The following is a 21490-nucleotide window of genomic DNA, read 5'->3' as shown; positions in this document are numbered from 1 at the left end:
AAAAATGGTGAGAGTTAGGTCATCAAATCCCCGATGACACGCTAGGCAGCGATAACGTTTTCGGGCAATTTGCTTTTGATGATTACCATTGCCTTCTACTTGTTGAGACTGGCAGTGAGGGCAGCTGACGCCATCAGGCCAACGTCTCTGACGAATAAACTGGTAGCATTGCTCATCATTTACCAGTTGTTTGATATTGATCATTCTTTGCTTATTACTGACTTAATTTACCCAAATAGACGTGCATAATACATCTTTGGTTGTATTATATGCTACCCCCTAGGAATCCATATAGAGCCTTTTTATTTTGACAAATTATACTTGAAATGACTATAAAAATGCCAAGAACCTTTAATATGTTTGATATTTACTACCTATGAACTGATCAAATTTGCATCAGTTCTCTTTTTCGATGAATCTGTGTGACTGTTTAATTAGCTTAACATAACTGTAATATTGCATTCATATAGTTTGCGCATAGTCAACGCACATCACCGCTACTAAATTTTGCAGGAGACTTCAAATGAAACTGAAAGGGTTGATTATTGCACTGACAGTTGCCACCACTAGTATTAGCATGAACTATGCGCTGGCAAGTTCAAAAGTAGATGCTAATTTACCTGAATATAAAAAAGCGAGCGGCGTATCAGGGAATTTATCAAGCGTAGGTTCTGATACATTAGCGAACCTGATGACCTTATGGGCTGAGGACTTTAAACGGATTTACCCTAACGTCAATATTCAGATACAGGCAGCAGGCTCTTCAACTGCGCCACCCGCACTCACTGAAGGAACCTCAAACCTGGGACCTATGAGCCGGAAAATGAAGGATAAAGAGCTAGAAGCTTTTGAGAAAAAATATGGTTATAAACCAACAGCAATTCCTGTAGCCATTGATGCATTAGCTGTTTTTGTAAATAAAGATAACCCCATCAAGGGGCTGACCATTGCCGAAGTTGACGCTATTTTTTCTTCGACCCGTAAGTGTGGCGCTGATGGTAAAATTGAAGCCTGGGGTGATGCTGGCCTAGAAGGTCCTTGGGCTAAGAAAAGTATTCAGCTTTATGGTCGCAACTCAGTTTCCGGAACCTATGGTTATTTTAAGGAAAAAGCCCTGTGTAAAGGAGACTTTAAAAACAATGTGAATGAACAGCCTGGATCAGCTTCTGTTGTGCAAGCCGTGAGTGCTTCTGTGAATGGGGTAGGCTACTCTGGAATTGGTTATAAGACATCAAGTGTAAGAACGGTTCCTTTAGCGCGTAAACAAGGTGGCCAGTTTATTGATGCGACGCCTGAAAATGCAGTTAAAGGTGCGTACCCTTTATCTCGTTTCTTATACGTTTATGTCAATAAAGCCCCTAATAAATCGTTAGCACCATTGGACAGAGAGTTTATTAAACTTGTCTTATCTAAACAGGGTCAAGGTGTTGTAGTAAAGGATGGCTATATTCCCCTGCCGGCTCAGGTTGTTGAGAAAGAACTTAAAAAGCTAGGGATTAATTAATAACCTTGCAAAAAATTTATACCAAATAGGAAGGGCTTTTAGAAGCTTCCATAACATGGGATATATAAAGGCAGTGTTAACTGCCTTTATGCTTTTTAAATCAACATTTTTCAGTCTTTTATTTTTTATATTTATAACCTTCAGTAGCGTACTGGCTCTATCTGTGAAAACGCGTGACAGTTCAACTTAAGGTCAATTATTTGTAACAAATATGTCATATACCGTCGGTATGGTACTCCTCCATGAAACCATATACATCTAAGTACAGCTCAATTGTTGACTTCTCAAGTCCAGCGCTCAAGCGCCACAAAATGCTGCGTCACTTTAAAGACAAGCTCGCCGAGTGGGGGGTAGCTGTTGGCGGCGTAGGTGTTATTGTGGCAATTTTGCTGATTTTCCTTTACTTATTGTATGAAGTTGTACCTCTGTTCCGTTCGGCAAGCATGAGTTCTGTTGCGACTTACTCCTTGCCAGCATCATCCGCAGAAAAAAACCTCTATTTTGCTATGGAAGAGCAAGCAGAAATTGGGCTGAAGCTCGATAGTAATGGACAGGTAATTTTCTTTAAAACGAACACAGGGCGTGTTATTCACACAGAGTCAATCCCTGTTCCTGAAGGGGCAACTATTACCAGCTTGGCTGAAGCAGATCCGGCAACCCATGTGCTCGCCTTAGCCTTCTCAAATGGCCAAGCTATTGTTTTTAAACATGAATATGATATTCGGTTTGCGGATGATAATCAGCGGACCATTACCCCGAAAATAAGCTATCCCTATGGTAAAGAATATATCTCACTGGCAGAGAACACAGCTTTTTCTCACCTGGCATTAAGGGATACTGATGAGGCGTTAATTATCGCAGGTTCTGGAAAGGATGCTTTTGTCGTCAAAGCTTTAAATAAAGAAGAAAACTTTTTATCAGGTGAAGTAACGCTAACTGAGCAATTGTTGTCTGTTCCTAAATTACCTGGAACGATTAATGGTTTATTAATCGACCCGGATCAGCGTTGGATCTTTGCTGCTTTGGATAGTGATCATTTGGCTATTTTGGATATTAAAGACAAAGAAAAGCCAGTGATCAATGCAGTTATTGATGTGACTGAAGATGGTTCGAGTTTAACTGCTATGCGCTTTCTCTTAGGCGGTATTTCCTTATTACTCGGGGACTCTTCAGGGCATATTAATCAGTGGTTTTTCGTTAGAAATGATACCAATGAATGGCAGCTGAAAAAAATTCGTGGCTTTAAGTTAAGTGACAGTGCGATAGTGAATATTGCACCTGAACATCGGCGTAAAGGTTTTGTTGCTGCTGATGCTCAAGGTAATACAGGAATTTTTAATACAACGGCTCAACGTACTCTAATCAAACAATCCGTCATGGATAAATCAATAGCTGGTATTGCCATTTCTCCAAGAGCAAATGCATTACTGGTGGAAAACCTGCAAGGTGAAGTGGGCTTTTGGGATGTAAATAATACGCATCCAGAAGTTTCATGGTCAGCGCTTTGGGACAAAGTGTGGTATGAAAGTTACACTGAACCAAAGTATATCTGGCAATCCTCAGCTTCAACCAATGACTTTGAACCTAAGCTCAGCTTAATGCCGTTATCATTTGGTACCTTGAAAGCGGCTTTTTATGCCATGTTGTTAGCTGCACCATTAGCCATTTGCGGTGCAATTTATACGGCATACTTTATGGCACCTGCTATGCGCCGCAAGGTTAAACCTGTCATTGAGCTTATGGAAGCGCTACCCACTGTTATTTTGGGATTCTTGGCTGGCTTGTGGTTAGCACCATTTGTTGAGAATACGTTAGCAGGTATTTTTGTCCTGTTGCTTTTTATGCCTGTCTGTATGCTGTTATTTGCTTACCTATGGGCACAGTTGCCCGGCAGCATTCGGCATAGAATTCCTGATGGCTGGCAAGCTGCTATTTTGATTCCTGTTGTTCTGTTAGTGGGCTGGATAAGCCTGCAGTTGAGCGCACCTATAGAAGGCTTTCTTTTTGATGGGGATATTCGTCACTGGATTCAGGAGGCCACCGGGCTTGACTATGATCAGCGTAATGCACTGGTTGTTGGCCTTGCGATGGGTTTTGCCGTTATACCCACCATTTTCTCCATTGCTGAAGATGCCATTTTTAGTGTGCCCAAACACCTTACCTATGGCTCATTAGCACTGGGAGCAACACCTTGGCAAACCTTGACCCGTGTAGTGCTATTAACGGCTAGTCCAGGCATTTTTTCAGCGCTCATGATTGGTTTGGGTCGTGCAGTGGGTGAAACGATGATTGTGTTAATGGCGACGGGTAATACGCCGATCATGGATGCCAATATTTTCGAGGGGATGAGGACGCTGGCTGCAAATATCGCGGTTGAAATGCCAGAGTCTGAAGTCGGTAGCTCGCATTATCGTGTCCTATTTTTAGCCGCACTAGTGTTGTTCTTGTTTACGTTTGTGGTGAATACCATGGCGGAATTGATTCGACATCGATTACGCAAACGTTACAGCTCTCTCTAATCAATTGACTCTCTAATGATGGAAAGTGTGCCTTATGCGCATCGGATTAAAAAACTGGTATAAAAGTGGAGAGCCTTGGGTTTGGCTAAATGCCGGGGCTGTTGCCATTAGTATCATTATGGTAGTTGGCTTGCTGGCGTTAATTGCTGTTCGCGGTTTAGGACACTTCTGGCCAGCTGATATCATCAAGGCAAATTACACTGTGCCTGGCCAGGAGAGCAAAGTCATTGCTGGTGAAATTGTTGAGTCAGAAGAGGTCTCTGCTCAGCGATTGCGCGATGCTGGAATAGCAATCTCTGCTGAAGAAAGTGAGTTTTTCGAGCGCCAACTGATTAAGGTTGGTAACCGCGATATATATGGCAGTGATTTTCAGTGGATTTTGCCAGCTTTCTTAGAAAGTATTGAGTTTTCTGAAAATATAATGGTTGTCGAACGTCGTGAATGGGGCAACTTCTATGGCTTTTTAAAAGAAGTGAGAGAAGGTGACCGTGTTATTTTGGATGACAAACCGTTATGGGAAAGCTTTCAGCAACGCATTGCCAGAGCTGAAGGTATTCACGATGATATTTATGAAATTGAAAAGCATCAAATTGGACGAATCAATGCAGCACTTGAGCGCTTGCGACTTAAAGAGCGTCGACTGGAATTAGAATCAAAGTTGACGAATACCGCTCAGGCTCAGCTTCAACTGGAACGTGCTGAGTTACAGCAGGAGTATAAACAACTAGAAAAACGATTGGGTGAGCTTTATCAACAGTTTAACCAAGACTATTTTGTGGCTGAAACGGTGGATGGCCGTCAAGTGACTTTATCCATAGGTAGTGTGGTAAGAGCATTCCAACCAAATGCTATGTCATTGCCTGATAAGGTTGCACATTATGGGGACAAAGTATGGGAGTTTGTTGCTGATGATCCCCGTGAAGCAAATACCGAAGGAGGCATTTTTCCTGCAATCTTTGGTACGGTCATGATGGTTATTCTCATGTCCGTTATTGTTACCCCATTTGGTGTTATTGCCGCAGTGTATTTGCGGGAGTATGCACACCAAGGGGTTGTTACACGGATGATTCGTATTGCTGTGAATAATTTGGCCGGAGTCCCCTCCATTGTTTATGGCGTATTTGGTTTAGGTTTTTTTGTCTATTTCATGGGATCGACAATAGATGAGACATTTTTCCCTGAAGCTTTGCCTGCGCCTACACTCGGCACACCTGGCTTGTTATGGGCTTCAATTACGTTAGCACTTTTAACACTGCCTGTGGTTATTGTCGCCACAGAGGAAGGATTATCACGTATCCCCCGTTCTGTTCGTGAAGGTAGTTTAGCGCTAGGGGCAACCAAGGCTGAAACGCTGTGGCGTGTGGTTCTGCCTATGGCCAGCCCTGCGATGATGACGGGCTTGATTCTTGCGGTTGCCAGAGCAGCAGGTGAGGTTGCGCCATTAATGTTAGTAGGGGTGGTTAAATTAGCACCATCTTTGCCATTGGACGGTAATTATCCCTATTTACACTTAGATCAGAAGTTCATGCATCTGGGCTTTCATATCTACGATGTTGGCTTTCAAAGTCCGAATGTAGAGGCTGCTAGACCACTGGTTTATGCCACTGCATTACTACTGGTGGTTGTTATTGCCATATTGAATTTATCCGCTGTGGCAATACGCAATCATTTACGAGAGAAATATAAGGCTTTGGAAGTCTAACTTACGAGTTTCCATTATAATGTTAGCAAGAGTGCAGTTATGTCTGAGGCAATGGTTGAATTAAGCACTGATCAGCAGCTGGCTGATAAAAAGGCGCATGCGATTGATATGCAGTCTCTTGGCAGGGTTAAACAAGATTTAGACATTGAGTCTGAAACTACATGTTTGGATATCAGTGGTCTTGATCTTTTTTATGATGATAAGCAAGCGCTTTATGATATTTCAATGAATATCCCACAGAAGCGTGTGACGTCCTTCATTGGGCCATCTGGCTGTGGTAAGTCAACGTTATTGCGTACTTTAAACCGTATGAATGATTTAGTTGATGGTTGCCGCGTTAGTGGAAAGATTTTACTTGATGATCAAGACATTTATGCAAAAGGTGTTAATGTTGCAGATCTTCGTCGCCGTGTTGGCATGGTGTTTCAAAAACCCAATCCTTTTCCAAAAAGTGTGTATGAAAATGTTGCCTATGGTTTGCGTATCCAAGGTATTAATAAAAAACGCATACTTGATGAAGTTGTGGAATGGGCACTGAAAGGGGCGGCACTGTGGGATGAAGTGAAGGACCGTTTACATGAAAGTGCATTGGGTATGTCTGGTGGACAACAGCAGCGATTAGTGATTGCGCGGACTATTGCGGTAGAACCTGAGGTCTTGTTGTTAGATGAACCTGCCTCCGCGTTAGATCCTATCTCCACATTAAAAATTGAAGAATTGATTAATGATTTAAAATCAAAATATACCATCGTCATTGTCACACATAACATGCAACAAGCTGCTCGGGTTTCAGATTACACTGCTTTTATGTATATGGGTAAATTAGTGGAATTTGGTGATACCGATAGCTTATTTACAAATCCTAAAGAAAAACAAACTGAGGATTATATTACAGGCCGTTATGGCTAAGTTTTATTGAAACTTGGTGTATTTTTTGGGTTATTTTAGCATTAGCGAATATCAGTAATTTCCGCTTACAGATGGTTTAATGTTGTTTGAAGCAGTATGTAGTTAAGCGTACCCTGTACCTCTTATATAGCTGATTTATCATGCTATATCAGTGCAAATATTTTTAAAGGATTGGTTGCTGGATATTGTTAGCACAAAAAGGTGTTACCGGTAACTAACTCGATGTCATTGTTTGGACATGCAAAAAAATCATTTGTGTTAACATTAAGGGCTATGCTATTTCGAAATACCATCCTTTTTGAGGTTTATCATGGATAAAAACCCAGATATGTATTCGCAGCACATTTCACAACAGTTCAATAATGAGCTGGAAGAAATTAAAAATCAACTGTTGTCTATGGGAGGTTTAGTAGAAAAGCAGGTGAGTGATGCGATGCGCGCATTGATTGATGCTGATAGCGGCTTGGGCAAAGCAGTTCGAAGAAAGGATGATGATATTAACCAGATGGAACTTCACATTGATGAAGAGTGTACGCGTATTTTGGCTAGGCGGCAGCCTGCTGCCATTGACTTACGCTTGGTCTTGGCTTGTAGTAAAGCTGCAACTGATCTAGAGCGAGTTGGTGACGAAGCGGCAAAAATTGCGCGTCATGCCATTAAGCTAACGGAAGAAGGAGAAGCACCACGAGGCTATATTGAAACGCGGCATATAGGCTCTAGAGTCCGTCGAATGATTCAGGATGCACTAACTGCCTTTGCTCGGTTTGATCCAGAGCTTGCTTTTCGAGTTGCGCAAGAAGACAAGTCTGTAGATCTGGAATATAAAACCGCTATGCGTGAGCTTGTGACCTTCATGATGGAAGATCCAAGAAGTATTACACGCGTACTAAATATTATTTGGGTTTTACGTTCACTTGAACGAATTGGTGACCATGCACGCAATATTGCTGAGCATGTTATTTATTTAGTAAAAGGTCAAGATGTACGATATATTGGCTTAAAACGAATGAAAGAAGAAGTGCTTAAAGATAACTCATAAATACAATACATAAGTAATGTGAGTTATAAAGAAACTTTTATTATAAGTTCATCATTGTTTAATTCTCTTTATGTGCGCTATGTTTAGCGCCAATTCTAATAAAACGGACCAAACTGTAAAAAAGTTCTAGATAAAGTAATGGGGCTTGGCCACCCTTGAACTATCTGAAAGTTCTGTTCTGCGGCTCGGTATTCTCATTTTCAGCTAATATTTATAAGATAAATTGAGCTACAGGTGACAACACAAGTAATGGCTATAGTCAAGCGCCTGGTATTGATCACATGTTTGTTGCAGTTATCTATTTGTTTCGCAAGCCAAGTTATACGGCTGACTAATGGAGAGTGGGAGCCATTTTTATCTGAGAAACTACCAAAGTTTGGTCCATCTTCCCAAGTTGTTACTGAGGTATTTGCTGGGCTAGGAATAACCGTTAGTTATGATTTCTTTCCATGGCCAAGGGCTTATGAAAATGCCAGAATTGGTCGTTGGGATGGCTCAGCAATATGGATAAAAAATAATGAAAGGGCGAAATTCTTTTATTTTTCTGATCCTATTCTTGTATTACCAAAGTACCTTTATCATTTATCAACTAAAGAGTATGAGTGGGACAACTGTTCATGATCTTAAGGGATTAGTTATTGGCGTAACCTACTCTTATACTTATGGTATGGAGTTGGACAAAGCATTGGAAACGGGTCTGGTAAAGGCATCATGGGCTACTTCGGACCTAATAGGTTTAAAGAAGCTACTTTCAGGTAGAGTTGACTTAGTTCCTTTAGAACCGCAAGTTTTACAAAGTTTGTTAAACAATAACTTTAGTAAAGCGGAAAAAGAAAAAATCAGCTTCCACGAAAAACCAGTTACTATTGCAGCTTACAGGTTAATGCTTAATAAAGATAATCCGGATCATTTTCAACTCATCGAAGCATTTAACCAAGAATTAAATAAGCTTAAGAAGTCAGGTAGAGTAGAAAAAATTTATAAGGCTATCTTGGGGGAGATGTACACATCTTCTTTTGTTGATTAATTAGTCATATTGAACTTTACCGATTCAATAGCGTATAGAAATAAAAAAAAAAATAATAATTAGCGATGAATATATAATATGGTAAAGAGGTTACAGGAGATTTGTGATTACATGTCAGCGTTCAATCGACTATATTCATAAAGATAACCTTTGATTTTTCTGGGTGTTCTATGCAGAAGGTAAAATTGCTGGTAGTTGATGATGCTTCATTCATACGTGATTTGATTAAAAAAGCAGTTCGTAGCCGTTTTCCGCATTTTGTCTTGGAAGAAGCGGTAAATGGACGTCGCGCTCAGTCCTTACTGCAAAAGAATATTTACGATTTAGTACTTTGTGATTGGGAAATGCCCGAGCTTAGTGGACTGGAGCTAATACAGTGGATACGTAAAGAGTTCCCAGATCGAAAAACACCTTTTATCATGGTGACAAGTCGAGGTGATAGAGAGCATGTGTTACAAGCTATAGAAGCAGGGGTGAGCGACTATATTAGTAAACCATTTTCAAATGATCAGTTGATTTCTAAAATTGTGAAGGTACTCTCCAAACGTGTGTCTGCCGATCGTATTAAAGGACAAGGGCGTCAGGCTGAAATGACTGATTCTACCGCAAGCTCATCACTGGAAGCACTCACTGGCAAACCTAAACCTGCTAGCGCAACTGGAGGTGCAACACATCAATCATCGGTTAGTGTATTGACTGGAGGGAATGCTCAAGCTGCAAGTGCTGCATCGTCAAGTGGAGGCAAAGGTGCAAAACATAAAGGACAAGTTATCGTGCGGGTGCACGATAATACTATGCCATGTGCGATAGAAACCATTACCCTGAAAGAGATAAAAGTAATTGCAAGAAAGGCAGATGGAATACCGCAGTTATTTGAGCAGGCGGTTATTGACTTTGAGCAAGGGGAGCAGGCTTCGGATATCGCTCGGATTAATGGTTGCATTTACTTGCTGCAGTCGCTCGATAAAAAGATGGAGGCTGAAGGTTATAAGATTGGAATTTTATTTGTTGATGACGATCCACAAAAATTTGAATATATTTCAAAGATAATTGCGTCTGGGACAGGGCAAAAGTATTACTAAAAAAATGCTATTTTAAACCGTGATTTTTTGGGGTTTCGCTGGAAAAGTAAAATGGCAGCACAAACCATTTTCCGGTAAAGGTGTAATCTGTAGCTTACCTTCCGAAGATGAGATACTTTTACTGAGAACTATATCCATTTTGATTTCCTCTATTTTATCTAATGTTGACAAGTTGTCTGCATGGTTTTCTGTTGCTTGGTTTTCATTATCTGATGCTTTATACGTATAAGTCTCTGTGTAGATCAAATCTCCTGAATCAGCTTTAGCAACAAAGTCAATAGTAATTTCAAGTGAGCAATTTCCAGCGCGATAGATTGATCCACAGAGGAGAGCTAGAATTATTTTACTAAAATTAACTGCGGGCACAGTGAAATCAATAATATCTGACGTCAAGTCATTTACCTTGACTTGGTTGGTATCAATATTTTGCATGAAATAATTCAATGCTTTATTGATAAGTAAAGAAGGGTGTAGCTTTAAATTATACTCCTTAAATGAATTTACATTGAGGCCCGATAACCTTTTTTGTAAACTTTTTAACTCGGATCTAAGTTGAATAGTTAGTTCGGAGTATAATTTAATATGACCAAATAATTTGTTGTTTTCCTGCGCTGTTTTATAGTATATATCACTATTTTCTGATGATAGTTTATCTATGAGGTAATCTGCAGTGTGACAGTATTTATGTATATAGTCTGTGATCACTTCATAAAGCGCAATCATGACAATTTCGTCATCGATGCCTATGCTTGTCTGGATATCACGTTTGTTTTGTGACTTTGTGATAGGTTTGTTTTGTGCTTTTTCTTTAGTCATTCTTCGGTAGTTGTATGCGAATATAGTGGCTGAAAGTAAAAATATAATAAAAATTGAAAAATAAATATCGATAAAAAAAAGACCGCTTAATCGTCTGCTGTCGATATATTCTTTTAAAGAGATAGAGCCAATGATAATGCCGCTGGGTGTTTTTGTTAAAGCGATAAAATAGTTTGTCCCTGAGATACTGGCTTCTTGAAATATTGGTATATTATTTTTAGCGTCGGTTAGTGTTTCTTTTTTGATATATGGGAGTTGATAAACATGCTCATATATTGGATTCTTTCGATCAACATTAATAAATACTTTGTTGGTTGATCCATCAATAAAAAATAGCAGTGATTTCGAGGTGCTTTGTTGCTCTTGTAGTATTTGGAGAACTTTATCTAAACTCCACTCAATAGCGATGACACCTTTAGCGGACTCAGAAGTCGGCATAACATAAGTTGTTGATAGTGAGTATTGTTTGTTACTTCCTGGTGAAGGAAAGGCTATATGCCATGATAACTGGCGACCATGTTTAAAGAAGTTTTGTAGACTTCTAAAGTACCACCTTGGATATAGCTGACCTTTATCTAACTTTTTGTGAGATATACTGTTGGTTTCTCGAAACGCAAATGAAGAGCTATTGACTAAATGTGAGTGAGCATTCAGGTATTCAGGTGTATAGAGTAGGGTAATGCCAATTAGCTCCTCATAGTTATTAAAAAGATGTGTTAGATAATTCTCCAGCTTGGGTTGATAGTTAGTGTTGTTGTCATTATTGAGGAAGTAATCAGTATTGACAAGAATGTCTCCAATTCTCTTTACCGAGTATTCGAAGTAGTTTGCAGAAAACTTAAGATCATTTGCGTATTGCTCACTTACGTTGTTTTGTAAGTATTCATCAATAAATCCACGCAAGTGTAGGTAAATTGAAGTAAAAATAATTAGTTCAATCAGTACTATAATTGCAACGTTTTTAAAGTTTTTTGTGATTAACATAGCTGCTCAAGACGTTACACTCACTACTAATCATAGATGAATGTCAACCGCAGTGAGTACAGGAATATAGTTAAAATTTAATTTTTTAATATCTTTTATTGATTAATTATATTCCTTCAATACGTCTTGAGTTTTGGCGGTCTACTTGTACCTATCTGTGGAAATCTACGTATAAATAATTCTGTAGTATTATTGAGTGGCTGTTAGCGTTGTTTATTGCAAAAGTGAGTGCTTACTACTGTTGAGTGACATAAAAACAAGACTGAACACCTGGCTAGTCGGATTTTCTTTCCGTGATGGATGTGTTGTGGCTTGGACTGCTAACGATGATATTAATGCTGGGTTGTCATGGGTAAAGATTTTCATTGTCAGATGAGTTTATGTTTTTATTTTAGATTTACTCTTTATGTGATTAAGGCCAGTGTTTTTAGTATACGCTAACTGTCTTGATTTAGATTTTTTGATAGTTTAATGTCATGCTTGATATCGCTTAAATGGTATCAAAATGGATTCCCTATTGTAGGGTAATGGAAAACGACATACTAACAGGAAGAAGTATGGCTATAACAAAAAAAGCCACAGCCATTGCGCTTGGCACATTTATCAGCGTTGGTTTAACGACTCAGGCCCAGGCAGGTTACATGGCAGCTGATGTAGCCTTTGTTATTGACCAGTCAGGAAGTATGCAGAATGAATTTGCATGGCTGGGAAATAGTCTGGAAGCAATGGATAACCAAATGCGGGCTAATGGTATAGACGCTCGGTATGGTGTTGCAGGTTATGAACGCCTGGCTGGAAGTGAAAGTAATAAAAATATTTTTGTAGATTTTACCAATGATTTTAATGCAATCTCTTCTAGCGTTAACTTTGTGAATACCTATGGTTCTCAAGAGCGTGGCTATCATGCTGCGCATTGGGCATTAGGAGGGTTTAGTTGGAAAGATAACCGTGTCAAGATGGTTATTTTGATTACTGACGAATCTGGCGACCAAGCAAGCTCTATGACCGAAACACAACTTGCTGGAGTGCTCAAAGATAATAACGTTTTACTGAATGTAATCTCGTTGAACAACTATGCCTCTGAGTGGGATGAAACTGTTTATACGACTAAAGATGGAGAAAAGGGATTTTTTGACTTGGCAGCATTGAGAGCTGATCCTGATACACTGACAGATGAAATCATAAAACGTAAGGTGAAAGAAATTATTGAAGAAGTGCCTGAGCCTGCTACTGCTGGTGTTATTGGCTTTGGGTTGCTTTCACTGTTATTTACAAGACGTAGACGTTTAAGCTAATTGAAATATACCCCCTTTGCTATGGGTATAAATGTATTTTCAGAGAGGTTTACCTCTCTGAATTTGTTTGAAAGTATCAGGGCGCTGTTAGCGCTATTTGAATATCACAGTCATAACCCTTCGGGCCGTGATTCAAATAGTGTTAACAGACGCTAGATAAGAAGTGACTATTTTGGGATACATTGTCAGTGAAGTTAAAGGGCTTATCAGTAATAGATCAACGATTAATTCAGGCAAATCAGCAAATGACGGCTAAGCAAAAAGCAGACTATGTGCGAGATGGTTACCTTGTGCTTAATGAGTTTGCTTCGTCGTTAGAGTGTTTAACATTAAAACAAGTTATTCAGTCTTATCTAAAACAAGTAAATAGTGAACAAGTGATTTTTTCAACCCAGGATCAGTGTCATTGTGAGCAACAATACTTTCTGGAGTCTGGTAACCAAATACGATGCTTCTATGAAAAAAATATCAGGCAAGTTGATAATGTGCGTGCAGTGAATAAGGTAGGTCATGCTTTGCATGCTAAGGATGCTGTTTTTAAACGTTGGTCTACTTCTCCAAATATCACTCGCCTTGCTTATGACTTAGGGATGAAAAAGCCAGCAATAATACAGTCAATGTATATTTTAAAGCAGCCTTTTGTGGGAGGGGAAGTTACTTGTCATCAGGATGCAACATTTTTATATTCTTCTCCAGTAACGGTAACAGGTTTTTGGTTGGCGCTTGAAGATGCTACTGTGGAAAATGGCTGTTTATTTGCAATACCCGGTGGACATCAGTTTGAATTAAGTCAGCGTTTAGTACGTAAAAACAATGATCAGGTATGCATGCAACGTTTGGCTGAGCCTCAGTGGAATATAAAAGAAGCGATACCCTTGGAGGTAAAGCAAGGGACATTGATTGTCTTGCATGGGTTACTACCACATTATAGCCCGGCAAATAATTCGCCAGTATCACGACATGCCTATGCAATACATGCTGTAGATCTAGACAGTGAGCTTTCAAGTGATAATTGGTTAAATAATCCGTGTATAGAAATGTTAGGTAATTTTTAGAGGTGCTTGTTCGTTTGTAGGAAAAAGAACTCCCCCCTATTTGTTTATTTTTAATTTGAGGGAGGAGGGTATCGGTATTACTGCGTAAACTTTGCTTTAGTAAGTTGGAAGCTTGAATATTACTGCTTCGTATGGCCTGAGCTTTAAAGTGGCTAAGTTGTTTGTAGTACCACTGTAATTGCTAAGAAGAACCTCAACATTTTCGTGATAAGTGTTAAGGGGTGTTTCTTGTAAAGGGAAGTCAACGTATTGATTGTAAAAGTTACAGATAACAAGTAACGCCTGACTATTATATTCCCGTATATAGGCAAATAGTGATGGGTGTTTCTCCAGTAGCAGTTGAAAGCGGCCATATGTAAGCAGAGGCTCTATTTTTCGAAGCCTTATTAGCTGTTGATAATAATAAAATACAGAGTCTTCGTCATTGAGTGCAGACTCAGCGTTTAGCTCGTGATAATTATCCGCTACTTTCAGCCAAGGAGTACCTTTGGTAAATCCTGCATGTTGTGAATTATCCCATTGCATAGGGGTTCTTGAGTTATCACGTGATTTTGCTTGAATGATTGACATAATGTTACCTTCATCCATACCTTGGTCACGCATTATCTGGTAGTAGTTGATTGTTTCAACATCCTGGTAGGCATCAATAGTAGTGTAGTCTGGGTTACACATACCAATTTCTTCGCCTTGATAAATATATGGAGTACCTCGCAAACCATGTATTGCGGTTGCTAACATTTTGGCTGATTGTTTAAAGTATGTAGAGGTATTACCAAAGCGGGAAACAACACGAGGCTGGTCATGATTACACCAGAACAAGGCATTCCAACCTCGTTCAGCGAGGCCTTTTTGCCAGTCAGCAAGAATCTTTTTCAGACTTATAAAATCAAAAGGTGCTTTTGACCATTTTTCTCCATTAGGATAATCAACTTTTAAGTGGTGAAAGTTAAACACCATACTTAATTCTTGGTTAGAAGGGTCAGAGTACTGCTGGCAATGCTCAATGGTGGTAGAGGACATTTCGCCTACAGTCATTGCATTCCATGGAATAAATACAGCCTTACTTAACTCCTGCAAATATTCGTGAACGCGAGGACCATCAGTGTAAAAACGTCGGCCGTCACCTATTGCATCATTAGGAAAGTCTTGTTGCTTGGAAATCAAGTTAATAACATCGAGTCGAAAACCATCAATGCCTTTCTTTAACCAGAATTCGACGACTTTTTGGACCTCTTGTCGAACATTTGGATTTTCCCAATTTAAATCGGCCTGCTCTTTAGCAAATAAATGTAAATAATATTTATCGAGGTGAGGCACAAACTCCCAGGCTGATCCGCCAAATTTAGACTGCCAGTTATTTGGGGGATTTTCTGCGTTACCTTTACGCCAAATGTAGTAATTATGATAGGGACTTGTTTCAGAACGGATTGCTTCTTTAAACCACTGATGTTCAGTTGAGGTGTGGTTGACTACCAGATCCATGATGATTTTTATATTTCGAGTATGTGCTTCTTCGATAAGGCGCTCGAAATCTTCCATGCTTCCATAGCTGGGGTCTATGTTGTAGTAATCGCTAATATCATAGCCATTATCAATTTGTGGAGAGCAGTAAATAGGCGTTAACCAAATTGCATCTATACCAAGTTTTTTTAAATAATCCAGTTTGCTGATGATGCCTTGTAAGTCACCTGTCCCCTGTTGGCCTGAGTCTTTAAAGCTTTTGGGATATATTTGATAAATGGTCGCTGTTTGCCACCAGGATAATTCTGCTGCTGTCATGATTTAACCAGTAACGATAAAAAAAGGGCTACTGTTGTAGCCCAAACTGACTATGCCATCAATTCCAAAATTTCTTCTTTAAGGATTGAAGAGTTTGTACCAAATATGGCTTGAATTCCTTTGCCAATTACCAGCACATCTTTTGCTCCTAACTCAATAAGGCGTGGTTTATCAATTAAATCATGATTATTTACTGAAACTCTTAACCGAGTCAGGCAAGCATCAACATGAGCTAAGTTTTCCTGTCCACCGAAGGCAGCAATTACCTGGGCTGCTTGAGAGTCACTATTCTGTAGTGATGATGTTTGCCCGGTTTGTTGCTGTTCTTTTTGCTTTGCCCGATACTCTTGAGAAGAGTACAGTTTAACTTGATCTTCAGTACGTCCAGGGGTGGGTAAGTTGAACTTCAAAATCAAGAAGCGGAAGGTTACATAGTAAACCGCAAAGAAAATCACACCTAATATAGCAATGGTAATCCAGGCATTATTGTGGTGAGGAATTACGTTAAATAAGAAATAGTCAATTACACCAGAACCACCACTAAAACCTGCTTGTAAGTCAAGCATAGCAGCTAAACCAAAGGCAATACCTGTCAGCAGGGTATGAGCAACATACAGTAATGGTGCAACAAATAAGAAGGTAAATTCTAAAGGCTCAGTAATACCAGTTAAAAAGGCCGTAAATGCTGCAGCGATTAACAGGCTACCTGCAATTTTGCGCTTGGCTGTTTTAGCAGTGTGGTACATGGCCAATGCAGCACCAGGTAGACCAAACATAACAGGTATAAATTTACCTGCAATAAAATGCCCGCCTACAACTTCTACTGAGTTATCGTGAACCCATTCGCCAATAGACGTAATATATATATTTTGGTCACCAACAATGGTCTGCCCCCCCAGAGTTATGTACTCCCCTCCCAAAGGTGAAAATAGTAAGGGTGCATTATAAATATGGTGTAAGCCAAAGGGGATCAGCATTTTCTCAATTGCACCATACATACCTACAACAAGAGCATTTGTGTTATTAGCTACTAGGTCTCCAATATACAGAATGGCAATGTGAGCATAGGGCCAAAACCAGAACAATAGCAACCCTAGGAAAATGGCAAAAAATGAGGCCATAATTGGTACACTTCGCTCACCTGCAAATAGTGCGATTGCATCAGGAAGTTTGATTTGGTGGAAACGGTTATAGGCCCAAGCGCTGGTAAAACCGATCAGCATGCCACCAAAAACCCCTGTTTGCAGGGTTTCAATACCTAGCTCTTTAGCGAACATGCGCTGTAAAGCATCAACAGTTTGTCCAGTATCTGCAGCCCAGGCTTCTGCCAGGGCTGTTGTACCACCACTGGTTTGTATTAGCACACCAATGACTGTATGCATTACTAAAAAAGCAATTAAGCTGGAAAAGCCGGCAATAGGTTTGCCTGTCCAAGTAGAAGCAATACCAACTGCAAAGAGTAAAGGTAAGTTATTGAAAAGTGCTTGACCGGCTTTTTGGAGGAAAAGTCCTATAGAAAACCAGGAAGGAGAGTCAAGGAAAGGAACAAAGTTATGAACATTAGGATTAAGTATGATGCCACCTATCCCCATTAAAATTGAAACCAGGGGCAGGATGAGTACTACAGTCATCATCGCTCTTCCAACACGTTGGAAGAACTCAAATGACTTGGCAGCTTGCAAGTTCATGGGCCATCTCCGCGTCTATTATAATCGTTCTTACTGCTCGGGTGTTTCCCCGTTTTTTATCACAATCAAACCAGCGCTGATTTGAACTAGAGCCGTGCTGTAACATTCCGACATGCTATTATGTACCACATCGTAGCAAAATTGGAAACGTTTCCAATTCGGTATTTTCCACAATTGTTGGTTTTGTGATATGACGAGCATCACAGATGTGGCGAAGTATGCTGGTGTCGCTGTTTCAACTGTATCAAGAGTACTAAATGGCTCTGGCGCTACCAGTGAGAAAACAAGGCAAAAGGTTATGGCTGCTGCAGCTGCATTGAATTACCAGCCTAACCTGACTGCCAGAGCATTGAGTACCCGAAAAAGCAACTTATTGGGGCTTTTAGTGCATAACTTTAAAGCGCCAGGTACGGCTGCTTTAATAGCTGGCATCGAACAGGCTATTCATGACAGCGGTATGGAGTTATTGGTTATTTCTTGTCAAAGTGAGGAAGAGCGTGAAGCAAAATCACTCAATACATTATTAATGAGAAAGTGTGATGCCATGATTTGGCAGTCACGCACGTATAATGAGCAGCTAATTCAAGAGTTTGCCACTAAGGCACCCTTAATACTGGTTCCGCCATCGTCATCGTCTTCTCATATAAATACCTTGTCTTTCGACTATGCATTAGGGAGTGAGATGTTGGTTAACTACCTGCTTAAAAAAGGCCATCAACAAATAGCCTATATTGCAGGTAATAGAGGCTATTTAGATGCAGAAGCAAAGCTGGCTGGATTTCAGCGAGCAATGGATCAAGCTGGTATCCGCCATAATCCTGAGCTGTTGGTGTGGAGTGAGGATTCCAGTGCAGGAGGTTATCGGGGAATAAAGCGCATTTTACAAAAAGGCGTACGATTTACTGCCATTATGGCCGCTAGTGATAATATGGCTGCTGGTGTTATGCATGCTTTGCGGGAGGAAGATATTAGAGTTCCTAAGAATATTTCAGTTGTCGGTTTTGGTGATAATCAAGCTGCGCGTTATACCATGCCTCCTTTAACCACAGTTTCATGCCCCTATGAAGAGATTGGTTTGCTTGCTGGGCAAGCAGCCCTGCGCTTGATTAATAATGAGTCCCTTGAGCCCGATACATTAAAAATTCCTGTTTACTTAATAGAGCGAGAATCAGTGGCATCTTTGACTGAGCAAGTACTTGGGCACTGGTAGCGTTGTATTAAGCACCTTTCTATCCGCTTTCGTTGTTATGGCTAGTCTTATCAGACCAGACTAGCTCACTAAAAACCCTACGTACTGAGTATATTATTTTGTCAGAACTCAATAGTTACGGATTTTGCTAATGGATATTGTGTAAACATGTGGTTCAATGGATGGTCTCGAATAAATTGACTGAAAGCGAATCATATTCAGGCTTGCCATTTGCCAATCTACGTCTAAGGATTGGTGTTATTGGCTAAATGCACAGCCTGATTATGTTTTGTTGAGAGGATAGCTCCTATGGGGGCGGTTTAGTGAGTAACAAGAAAACCTCTAAGGAAAATGCATGGTTATGCGCAATAAAAAACTAGGCAGTGCATTAATATTGGCAGGCACTGCTATTGGTGCGGGTATGTTGGCACTCCCTTTAAGCTCAAGTAGTTTGGGCTTTCCATTAATGATTGCGTTAATGGTTTTATTCTGGGGACTTATGTTTTACACAGCTATGCTGATCATGGAAGTCAACCTAGCCATTGAGCCGGGGTCAACATTGTTTACCATGGCGCACCGAACATTAGGTAAGCCTGGCAAAATAGTGGCAAGTATCGCTACGCTCTTCCTTTTTTATGCACTACTGTCTGCTTATATCACAGGAGGTTCTTCTTTACTTAACAGCTATTTAAGCTCTCTGTTAGGTAAACCTCTGTCCCAGGTGCATACCACATTATGTTTTACGGTTATTGCTGGGGGGCTGGTGTACTGGAGCACCAGGACTGTAGATTTTGTAAACCGCCTTTTGTTTTTGGGTAAGATAGCCATTTTCCTGACTATTGTTGCTTTTCTCCTACCTGAAGTAAATCAACAGCATCTCACTGAAATGCCAGTTGATAATGGGCTGATGTTAGCTGCAATGCCAATTGTGTTTACGTCATTTGGTTTCCATGGCAGTGTCACCAGTGTTATTGCTTATCAGGGCAGTGATGTAAAAAGCCTGCGAAACATAATTTTACTGGGTAGCTTGTTGCCGCTTTTGGTCTATTTTGCTTGGGAGATAGTGACCTTAGGGGTGCTACCAGCAACAGCTATAGGCGCTATTGTTCAGAACGGTGGTTCTGTACCTGAAATGATCTCTGCACTAGGTAGCCAAATCCCTAAAACACCATGGATAAGCACAGGGTTGAATATTTTTTCTAATATTGCATTACTGACTTCATTTCTTGGGGTTGCTTTAGGGTTATTCGACTTTATAGCGGATGCCAGAGACCATGGTGACTGCCGCCGAGGGCGCTTAGTAACCGCAATGTATACATTTATACCACCACTTATCTTTGCGCTTTTCTATCCAAAAGGTTTCATTATGGCGCTGGGATTTGCCGCATTAGCCTTGGCGGTATTAGGGGTAATTCTTCCTGTATTAATGGCTTGGAAAGTAAGACAAAATGCCAATGAAAGCCAGTATCAAGTATTTGGTGGTATGCCTCTGCTTATGATTGCGATGTTATTAGCAATGCTTATCATCTGCATAGAGCTTGCTTCAACTGTCGGGATCATTGAGGGAATATAATCTGCATTGCTAAAAAGTAAATACAATGTTGCTGACTTTTAGCAAGGGAAGTTGAGTAAAAGGCTAGTACTTTGTAATTGCTTCAATGGGGCTTTAGCAAATTAATGTTTATATTGGCAAGATGTGCAGGGATAGCACAAATTAATTAATGAGTTTTTAATGTTTGTCTATAACAACGGCTATAAATTAAACTGTTTCTAATTGATAATAATAGGTAGTTGACCAAACAATGTTAAAATTCAGAGCAGTCTGTTTATGTTTACTGGCACCCATTGTGCTTAATGCTCAGGATTTACAGCTAAGTGAGCACATCTCTCTACCTATTCCTGAAGGTTGGGAGATTGGTAAACAGTTAAGTCCGGCAAGTGATCTTCACTACCATACGCTATATAACCCTAAAACACAGCAAAAACTATTAATTTTAAATGGTCTTATTGAAGAATGGCAAAGCCAGTGCAAGGTTGATACTCGGGTCAGGGAATGTGTAAAAGAGAAACTAACAGAGAAAGGGCTGGCTGAACGAGATAAGCTTTTACAGTCGTATCAAAAAAAGATAATTAGTGGACCTGAAATCGTCAATAAAAAAATCAACGAACAAAATGAATTGCTACGATTTAGCTGGACAGCTCAGGATAATAATATTGTGGATTTAAACGCAGCCACACAAGAAACCCCTTTATTTTACGATTGTTTTGTTATTGGCTATATATTTAATGATAAATACGTTACTCATCTAACAATGATTGATATTGTGGACCAACCACAGGATTGTAAGAAGAGAGAGGCATTTATTGATAAAATAGCTGGCTCAGTCAGTATTATAGAAGAGAAAGTTGAGCACCAAGAAGTGAGTCAGGATAAAACTGATTCTGTTTTAGATTAGAATAAGAAAGGTTCAAGTAAAATTTTTTTGTGCAAAAGCATAGAGAAGTCACCTGCCCGGTCACAAGGCAGGTAACATTTTACACAACACTGATTTTATTAATAAATAAAAACCACGTCCTATGGGCGTGGTCATCGTCAGCGAAAGGCTATGCCTGAATGATCTGCTCATCGTATTCGTTTACTTGGTTATCCCCATAACTGAGTAAAGGAAAGACACATGAGCAGATTTGAAACAAAGGCCTTACTGGGGAAATCATTTTTGGGCTAAAGGTTATTGTGTAGATACAGTTGGTATGAACGCAGAAATGATAAAAAATTATGTCAGATATCAAGAACAGCTTGAAAGACGACAAGAATAATTTGATTTTTAGTAATTAGTTTTTTGTAGGGGATAGCTTGTTAGCCTACTGAGAGGGTGATGTAATGCCCCCTTTCAGGGGGTTA

18 protein-coding genes are annotated in these 21490 nt (G+C 39.9%); 14 read left to right on the top strand and 4 right to left on the bottom strand.

Features of this window, described 5'->3' with window-relative positions; genetic code table 11:
* Positions 1 to 204 (bottom strand): transposase (locus F607_RS0116900; protein WP_027709047.1); only part of this gene is annotated, 204 nt, incomplete at its 3' end.
* A 319-nt stretch (positions 205 to 523) separates the two neighbouring features.
* On the opposite strand from F607_RS0116900, the gene F607_RS0116895 reads away from it, so the two are divergent.
* From F607_RS0116895 to F607_RS0116860, 8 genes are all read left to right on the top strand, one after another.
* Complete coding sequence (locus F607_RS0116895; RefSeq protein WP_027709046.1) at positions 524 to 1504, top strand: PstS family phosphate ABC transporter substrate-binding protein; 981 nt, start codon at positions 524 to 526, stop codon at positions 1502 to 1504.
* 242 nt (positions 1505 to 1746) lie between these two features.
* Positions 1747 to 4023 carry an ABC transporter permease subunit gene (locus tag F607_RS0116890; protein ID WP_027709045.1) on the top strand — a complete coding sequence of 759 codons (2277 nt, stop codon included), beginning with the start codon at positions 1747 to 1749 and terminating at the stop codon, positions 4021 to 4023.
* A gap of 34 nt (positions 4024 to 4057) precedes the next feature.
* Entirely contained in the window at positions 4058 to 5725 is a 1668-nt protein-coding gene (gene pstA / locus F607_RS0116885; protein WP_027709044.1) for a phosphate ABC transporter permease PstA, read from the top strand.
* Positions 5726 to 5764: 39 nt separating this feature from the next.
* A complete protein-coding gene (gene pstB, locus F607_RS0116880) occupies positions 5765 to 6634 on the top strand; it encodes a phosphate ABC transporter ATP-binding protein PstB (protein WP_211233660.1) in 870 nt (289 codons plus the stop codon).
* Between the two features lie 310 nt (positions 6635 to 6944).
* A complete protein-coding gene (gene phoU / locus F607_RS0116875) occupies positions 6945 to 7673 on the top strand; it encodes a phosphate signaling complex protein PhoU (protein WP_027709042.1) in 729 nt (242 codons plus the stop codon).
* Positions 7674 to 7922: 249 nt separating this feature from the next.
* Positions 7923 to 8294 carry a type 2 periplasmic-binding domain-containing protein gene (locus F607_RS34715; RefSeq protein WP_027709041.1) on the top strand — a complete coding sequence of 124 codons (372 nt, stop codon included), beginning with the start codon at positions 7923 to 7925 and terminating at the stop codon, positions 8292 to 8294.
* Positions 8272 to 8700, top strand: coding sequence for a substrate-binding periplasmic protein (locus F607_RS0116865; protein ID WP_027709040.1), 429 nt, complete (start codon positions 8272 to 8274; stop codon positions 8698 to 8700). Before F607_RS34715 ends, F607_RS0116865 begins: the two co-directional genes overlap by 23 nt.
* A gap of 170 nt (positions 8701 to 8870) precedes the next feature.
* Complete coding sequence (locus F607_RS0116860; RefSeq protein WP_027709039.1) at positions 8871 to 9782, top strand: response regulator; 912 nt, start codon at positions 8871 to 8873, stop codon at positions 9780 to 9782.
* 12 nt (positions 9783 to 9794) lie between these two features.
* Here F607_RS0116860 and F607_RS0116855 read toward each other — a convergent pair whose 3' ends face one another.
* Complete coding sequence (locus tag F607_RS0116855; protein WP_027709038.1) at positions 9795 to 11582, bottom strand: hypothetical protein; 1788 nt, start codon at positions 11580 to 11582, stop codon at positions 9795 to 9797.
* 557 nt (positions 11583 to 12139) lie between these two features.
* Here F607_RS0116855 and F607_RS0116850 point away from each other — a divergent pair.
* Together F607_RS0116850 and F607_RS0116845 are read left to right on the top strand one after the other, a co-directional pair.
* Positions 12140 to 12877, top strand: a complete 738-nt coding sequence (locus F607_RS0116850; protein WP_027709037.1) for a PEP-CTERM sorting domain-containing protein — start codon at positions 12140 to 12142, stop codon at positions 12875 to 12877.
* 188 nt (positions 12878 to 13065) lie between these two features.
* Positions 13066 to 13932, top strand: a complete 867-nt coding sequence (locus tag F607_RS0116845; RefSeq protein WP_051311573.1) for a phytanoyl-CoA dioxygenase family protein — start codon at positions 13066 to 13068, stop codon at positions 13930 to 13932.
* A 96-nt stretch (positions 13933 to 14028) separates the two neighbouring features.
* On the opposite strand, the gene treC is transcribed toward F607_RS0116845, so the two are convergent.
* A complete protein-coding gene (treC, locus tag F607_RS0116840; protein WP_027709035.1) occupies positions 14029 to 15711 on the bottom strand; it encodes an alpha,alpha-phosphotrehalase in 1683 nt (560 codons plus the stop codon).
* 50 nt (positions 15712 to 15761) lie between these two features.
* Positions 15762 to 17399: a PTS transporter subunit EIIC gene (locus tag F607_RS0116835; protein WP_051311572.1), complete on the bottom strand. Its 1638-nt coding sequence runs from the start codon at positions 17397 to 17399 to the stop codon at positions 15762 to 15764.
* Between the two features lie 190 nt (positions 17400 to 17589).
* On the opposite strand from F607_RS0116835, the gene F607_RS0116830 reads away from it, so the two are divergent.
* From F607_RS0116830 to F607_RS33640, 4 genes are all read left to right on the top strand, one after another.
* Complete coding sequence (locus tag F607_RS0116830) at positions 17590 to 18609, top strand: LacI family DNA-binding transcriptional regulator (protein ID WP_027709033.1); 1020 nt, start codon at positions 17590 to 17592, stop codon at positions 18607 to 18609.
* Positions 18610 to 18943: 334 nt separating this feature from the next.
* Positions 18944 to 20161 (top strand): aromatic amino acid transport family protein, encoded by a 1218-nt coding sequence (locus F607_RS0116825; protein WP_157365504.1) that lies wholly within the window; start codon positions 18944 to 18946, stop codon positions 20159 to 20161.
* A gap of 229 nt (positions 20162 to 20390) precedes the next feature.
* Positions 20391 to 21044: a hypothetical protein gene (locus F607_RS0116820; RefSeq protein ID WP_027709031.1), complete on the top strand. Its 654-nt coding sequence runs from the start codon at positions 20391 to 20393 to the stop codon at positions 21042 to 21044.
* Between the two features lie 229 nt (positions 21045 to 21273).
* A complete protein-coding gene (locus F607_RS33640) occupies positions 21274 to 21405 on the top strand; it encodes a transposase (protein ID WP_230400453.1) in 132 nt (43 codons plus the stop codon).
* The last annotated feature ends 85 nt before the right edge of the window (positions 21406 to 21490 follow it).

The sequence above is a fragment of the Zooshikella ganghwensis DSM 15267 genome, from assembly GCF_000428585.1.
Classification (GTDB): domain Bacteria; phylum Pseudomonadota; class Gammaproteobacteria; order Pseudomonadales; family Zooshikellaceae; genus Zooshikella; species Zooshikella ganghwensis.
This window is presented reverse-complemented; position numbering and strand designations above follow the sequence as displayed.

What these genes read in the sequence shown, in the direction of transcription:
- F607_RS0116895 (WP_027709046.1), top strand. Translation starts at nt 524, where the DNA reads ATGAAACTGAAAGGGTTGATTATTGCACTGACAGTTGCCACCACTAGT.
- F607_RS0116890 (WP_027709045.1), top strand. Translation starts at nt 1,747, where the DNA reads ATGAAACCATATACATCTAAGTACAGCTCAATTGTTGACTTCTCAAGT.
- pstA (WP_027709044.1), top strand. Translation starts at nt 4,058, where the DNA reads ATGCGCATCGGATTAAAAAACTGGTATAAAAGTGGAGAGCCTTGGGTT.
- pstB (WP_211233660.1), top strand. Translation starts at nt 5,765, where the DNA reads ATGTCTGAGGCAATGGTTGAATTAAGCACTGATCAGCAGCTGGCTGAT.
- phoU (WP_027709042.1), top strand. Translation starts at nt 6,945, where the DNA reads ATGGATAAAAACCCAGATATGTATTCGCAGCACATTTCACAACAGTTC.
- F607_RS34715 (WP_027709041.1), top strand. Translation starts at nt 7,923, where the DNA reads ATGGCTATAGTCAAGCGCCTGGTATTGATCACATGTTTGTTGCAGTTA.
- F607_RS0116865 (WP_027709040.1), top strand. Translation starts at nt 8,272, where the DNA reads ATGAGTGGGACAACTGTTCATGATCTTAAGGGATTAGTTATTGGCGTA.
- F607_RS0116860 (WP_027709039.1), top strand. Translation starts at nt 8,871, where the DNA reads ATGCAGAAGGTAAAATTGCTGGTAGTTGATGATGCTTCATTCATACGT.
- F607_RS0116855 (WP_027709038.1), bottom strand. Translation starts at nt 11,582, where the DNA reads ATGTTAATCACAAAAAACTTTAAAAACGTTGCAATTATAGTACTGATT.
- F607_RS0116850 (WP_027709037.1), top strand. Translation starts at nt 12,140, where the DNA reads ATGGCTATAACAAAAAAAGCCACAGCCATTGCGCTTGGCACATTTATC.
- treC (WP_027709035.1), bottom strand. Translation starts at nt 15,711, where the DNA reads ATGACAGCAGCAGAATTATCCTGGTGGCAAACAGCGACCATTTATCAA.
- F607_RS0116835 (WP_051311572.1), bottom strand. Translation starts at nt 17,399, where the DNA reads ATGAACTTGCAAGCTGCCAAGTCATTTGAGTTCTTCCAACGTGTTGGA.
- F607_RS0116830 (WP_027709033.1), top strand. Translation starts at nt 17,590, where the DNA reads ATGACGAGCATCACAGATGTGGCGAAGTATGCTGGTGTCGCTGTTTCA.
- F607_RS0116825 (WP_157365504.1), top strand. Translation starts at nt 18,944, where the DNA reads ATGGTTATGCGCAATAAAAAACTAGGCAGTGCATTAATATTGGCAGGC.
- F607_RS0116820 (WP_027709031.1), top strand. Translation starts at nt 20,391, where the DNA reads ATGTTAAAATTCAGAGCAGTCTGTTTATGTTTACTGGCACCCATTGTG.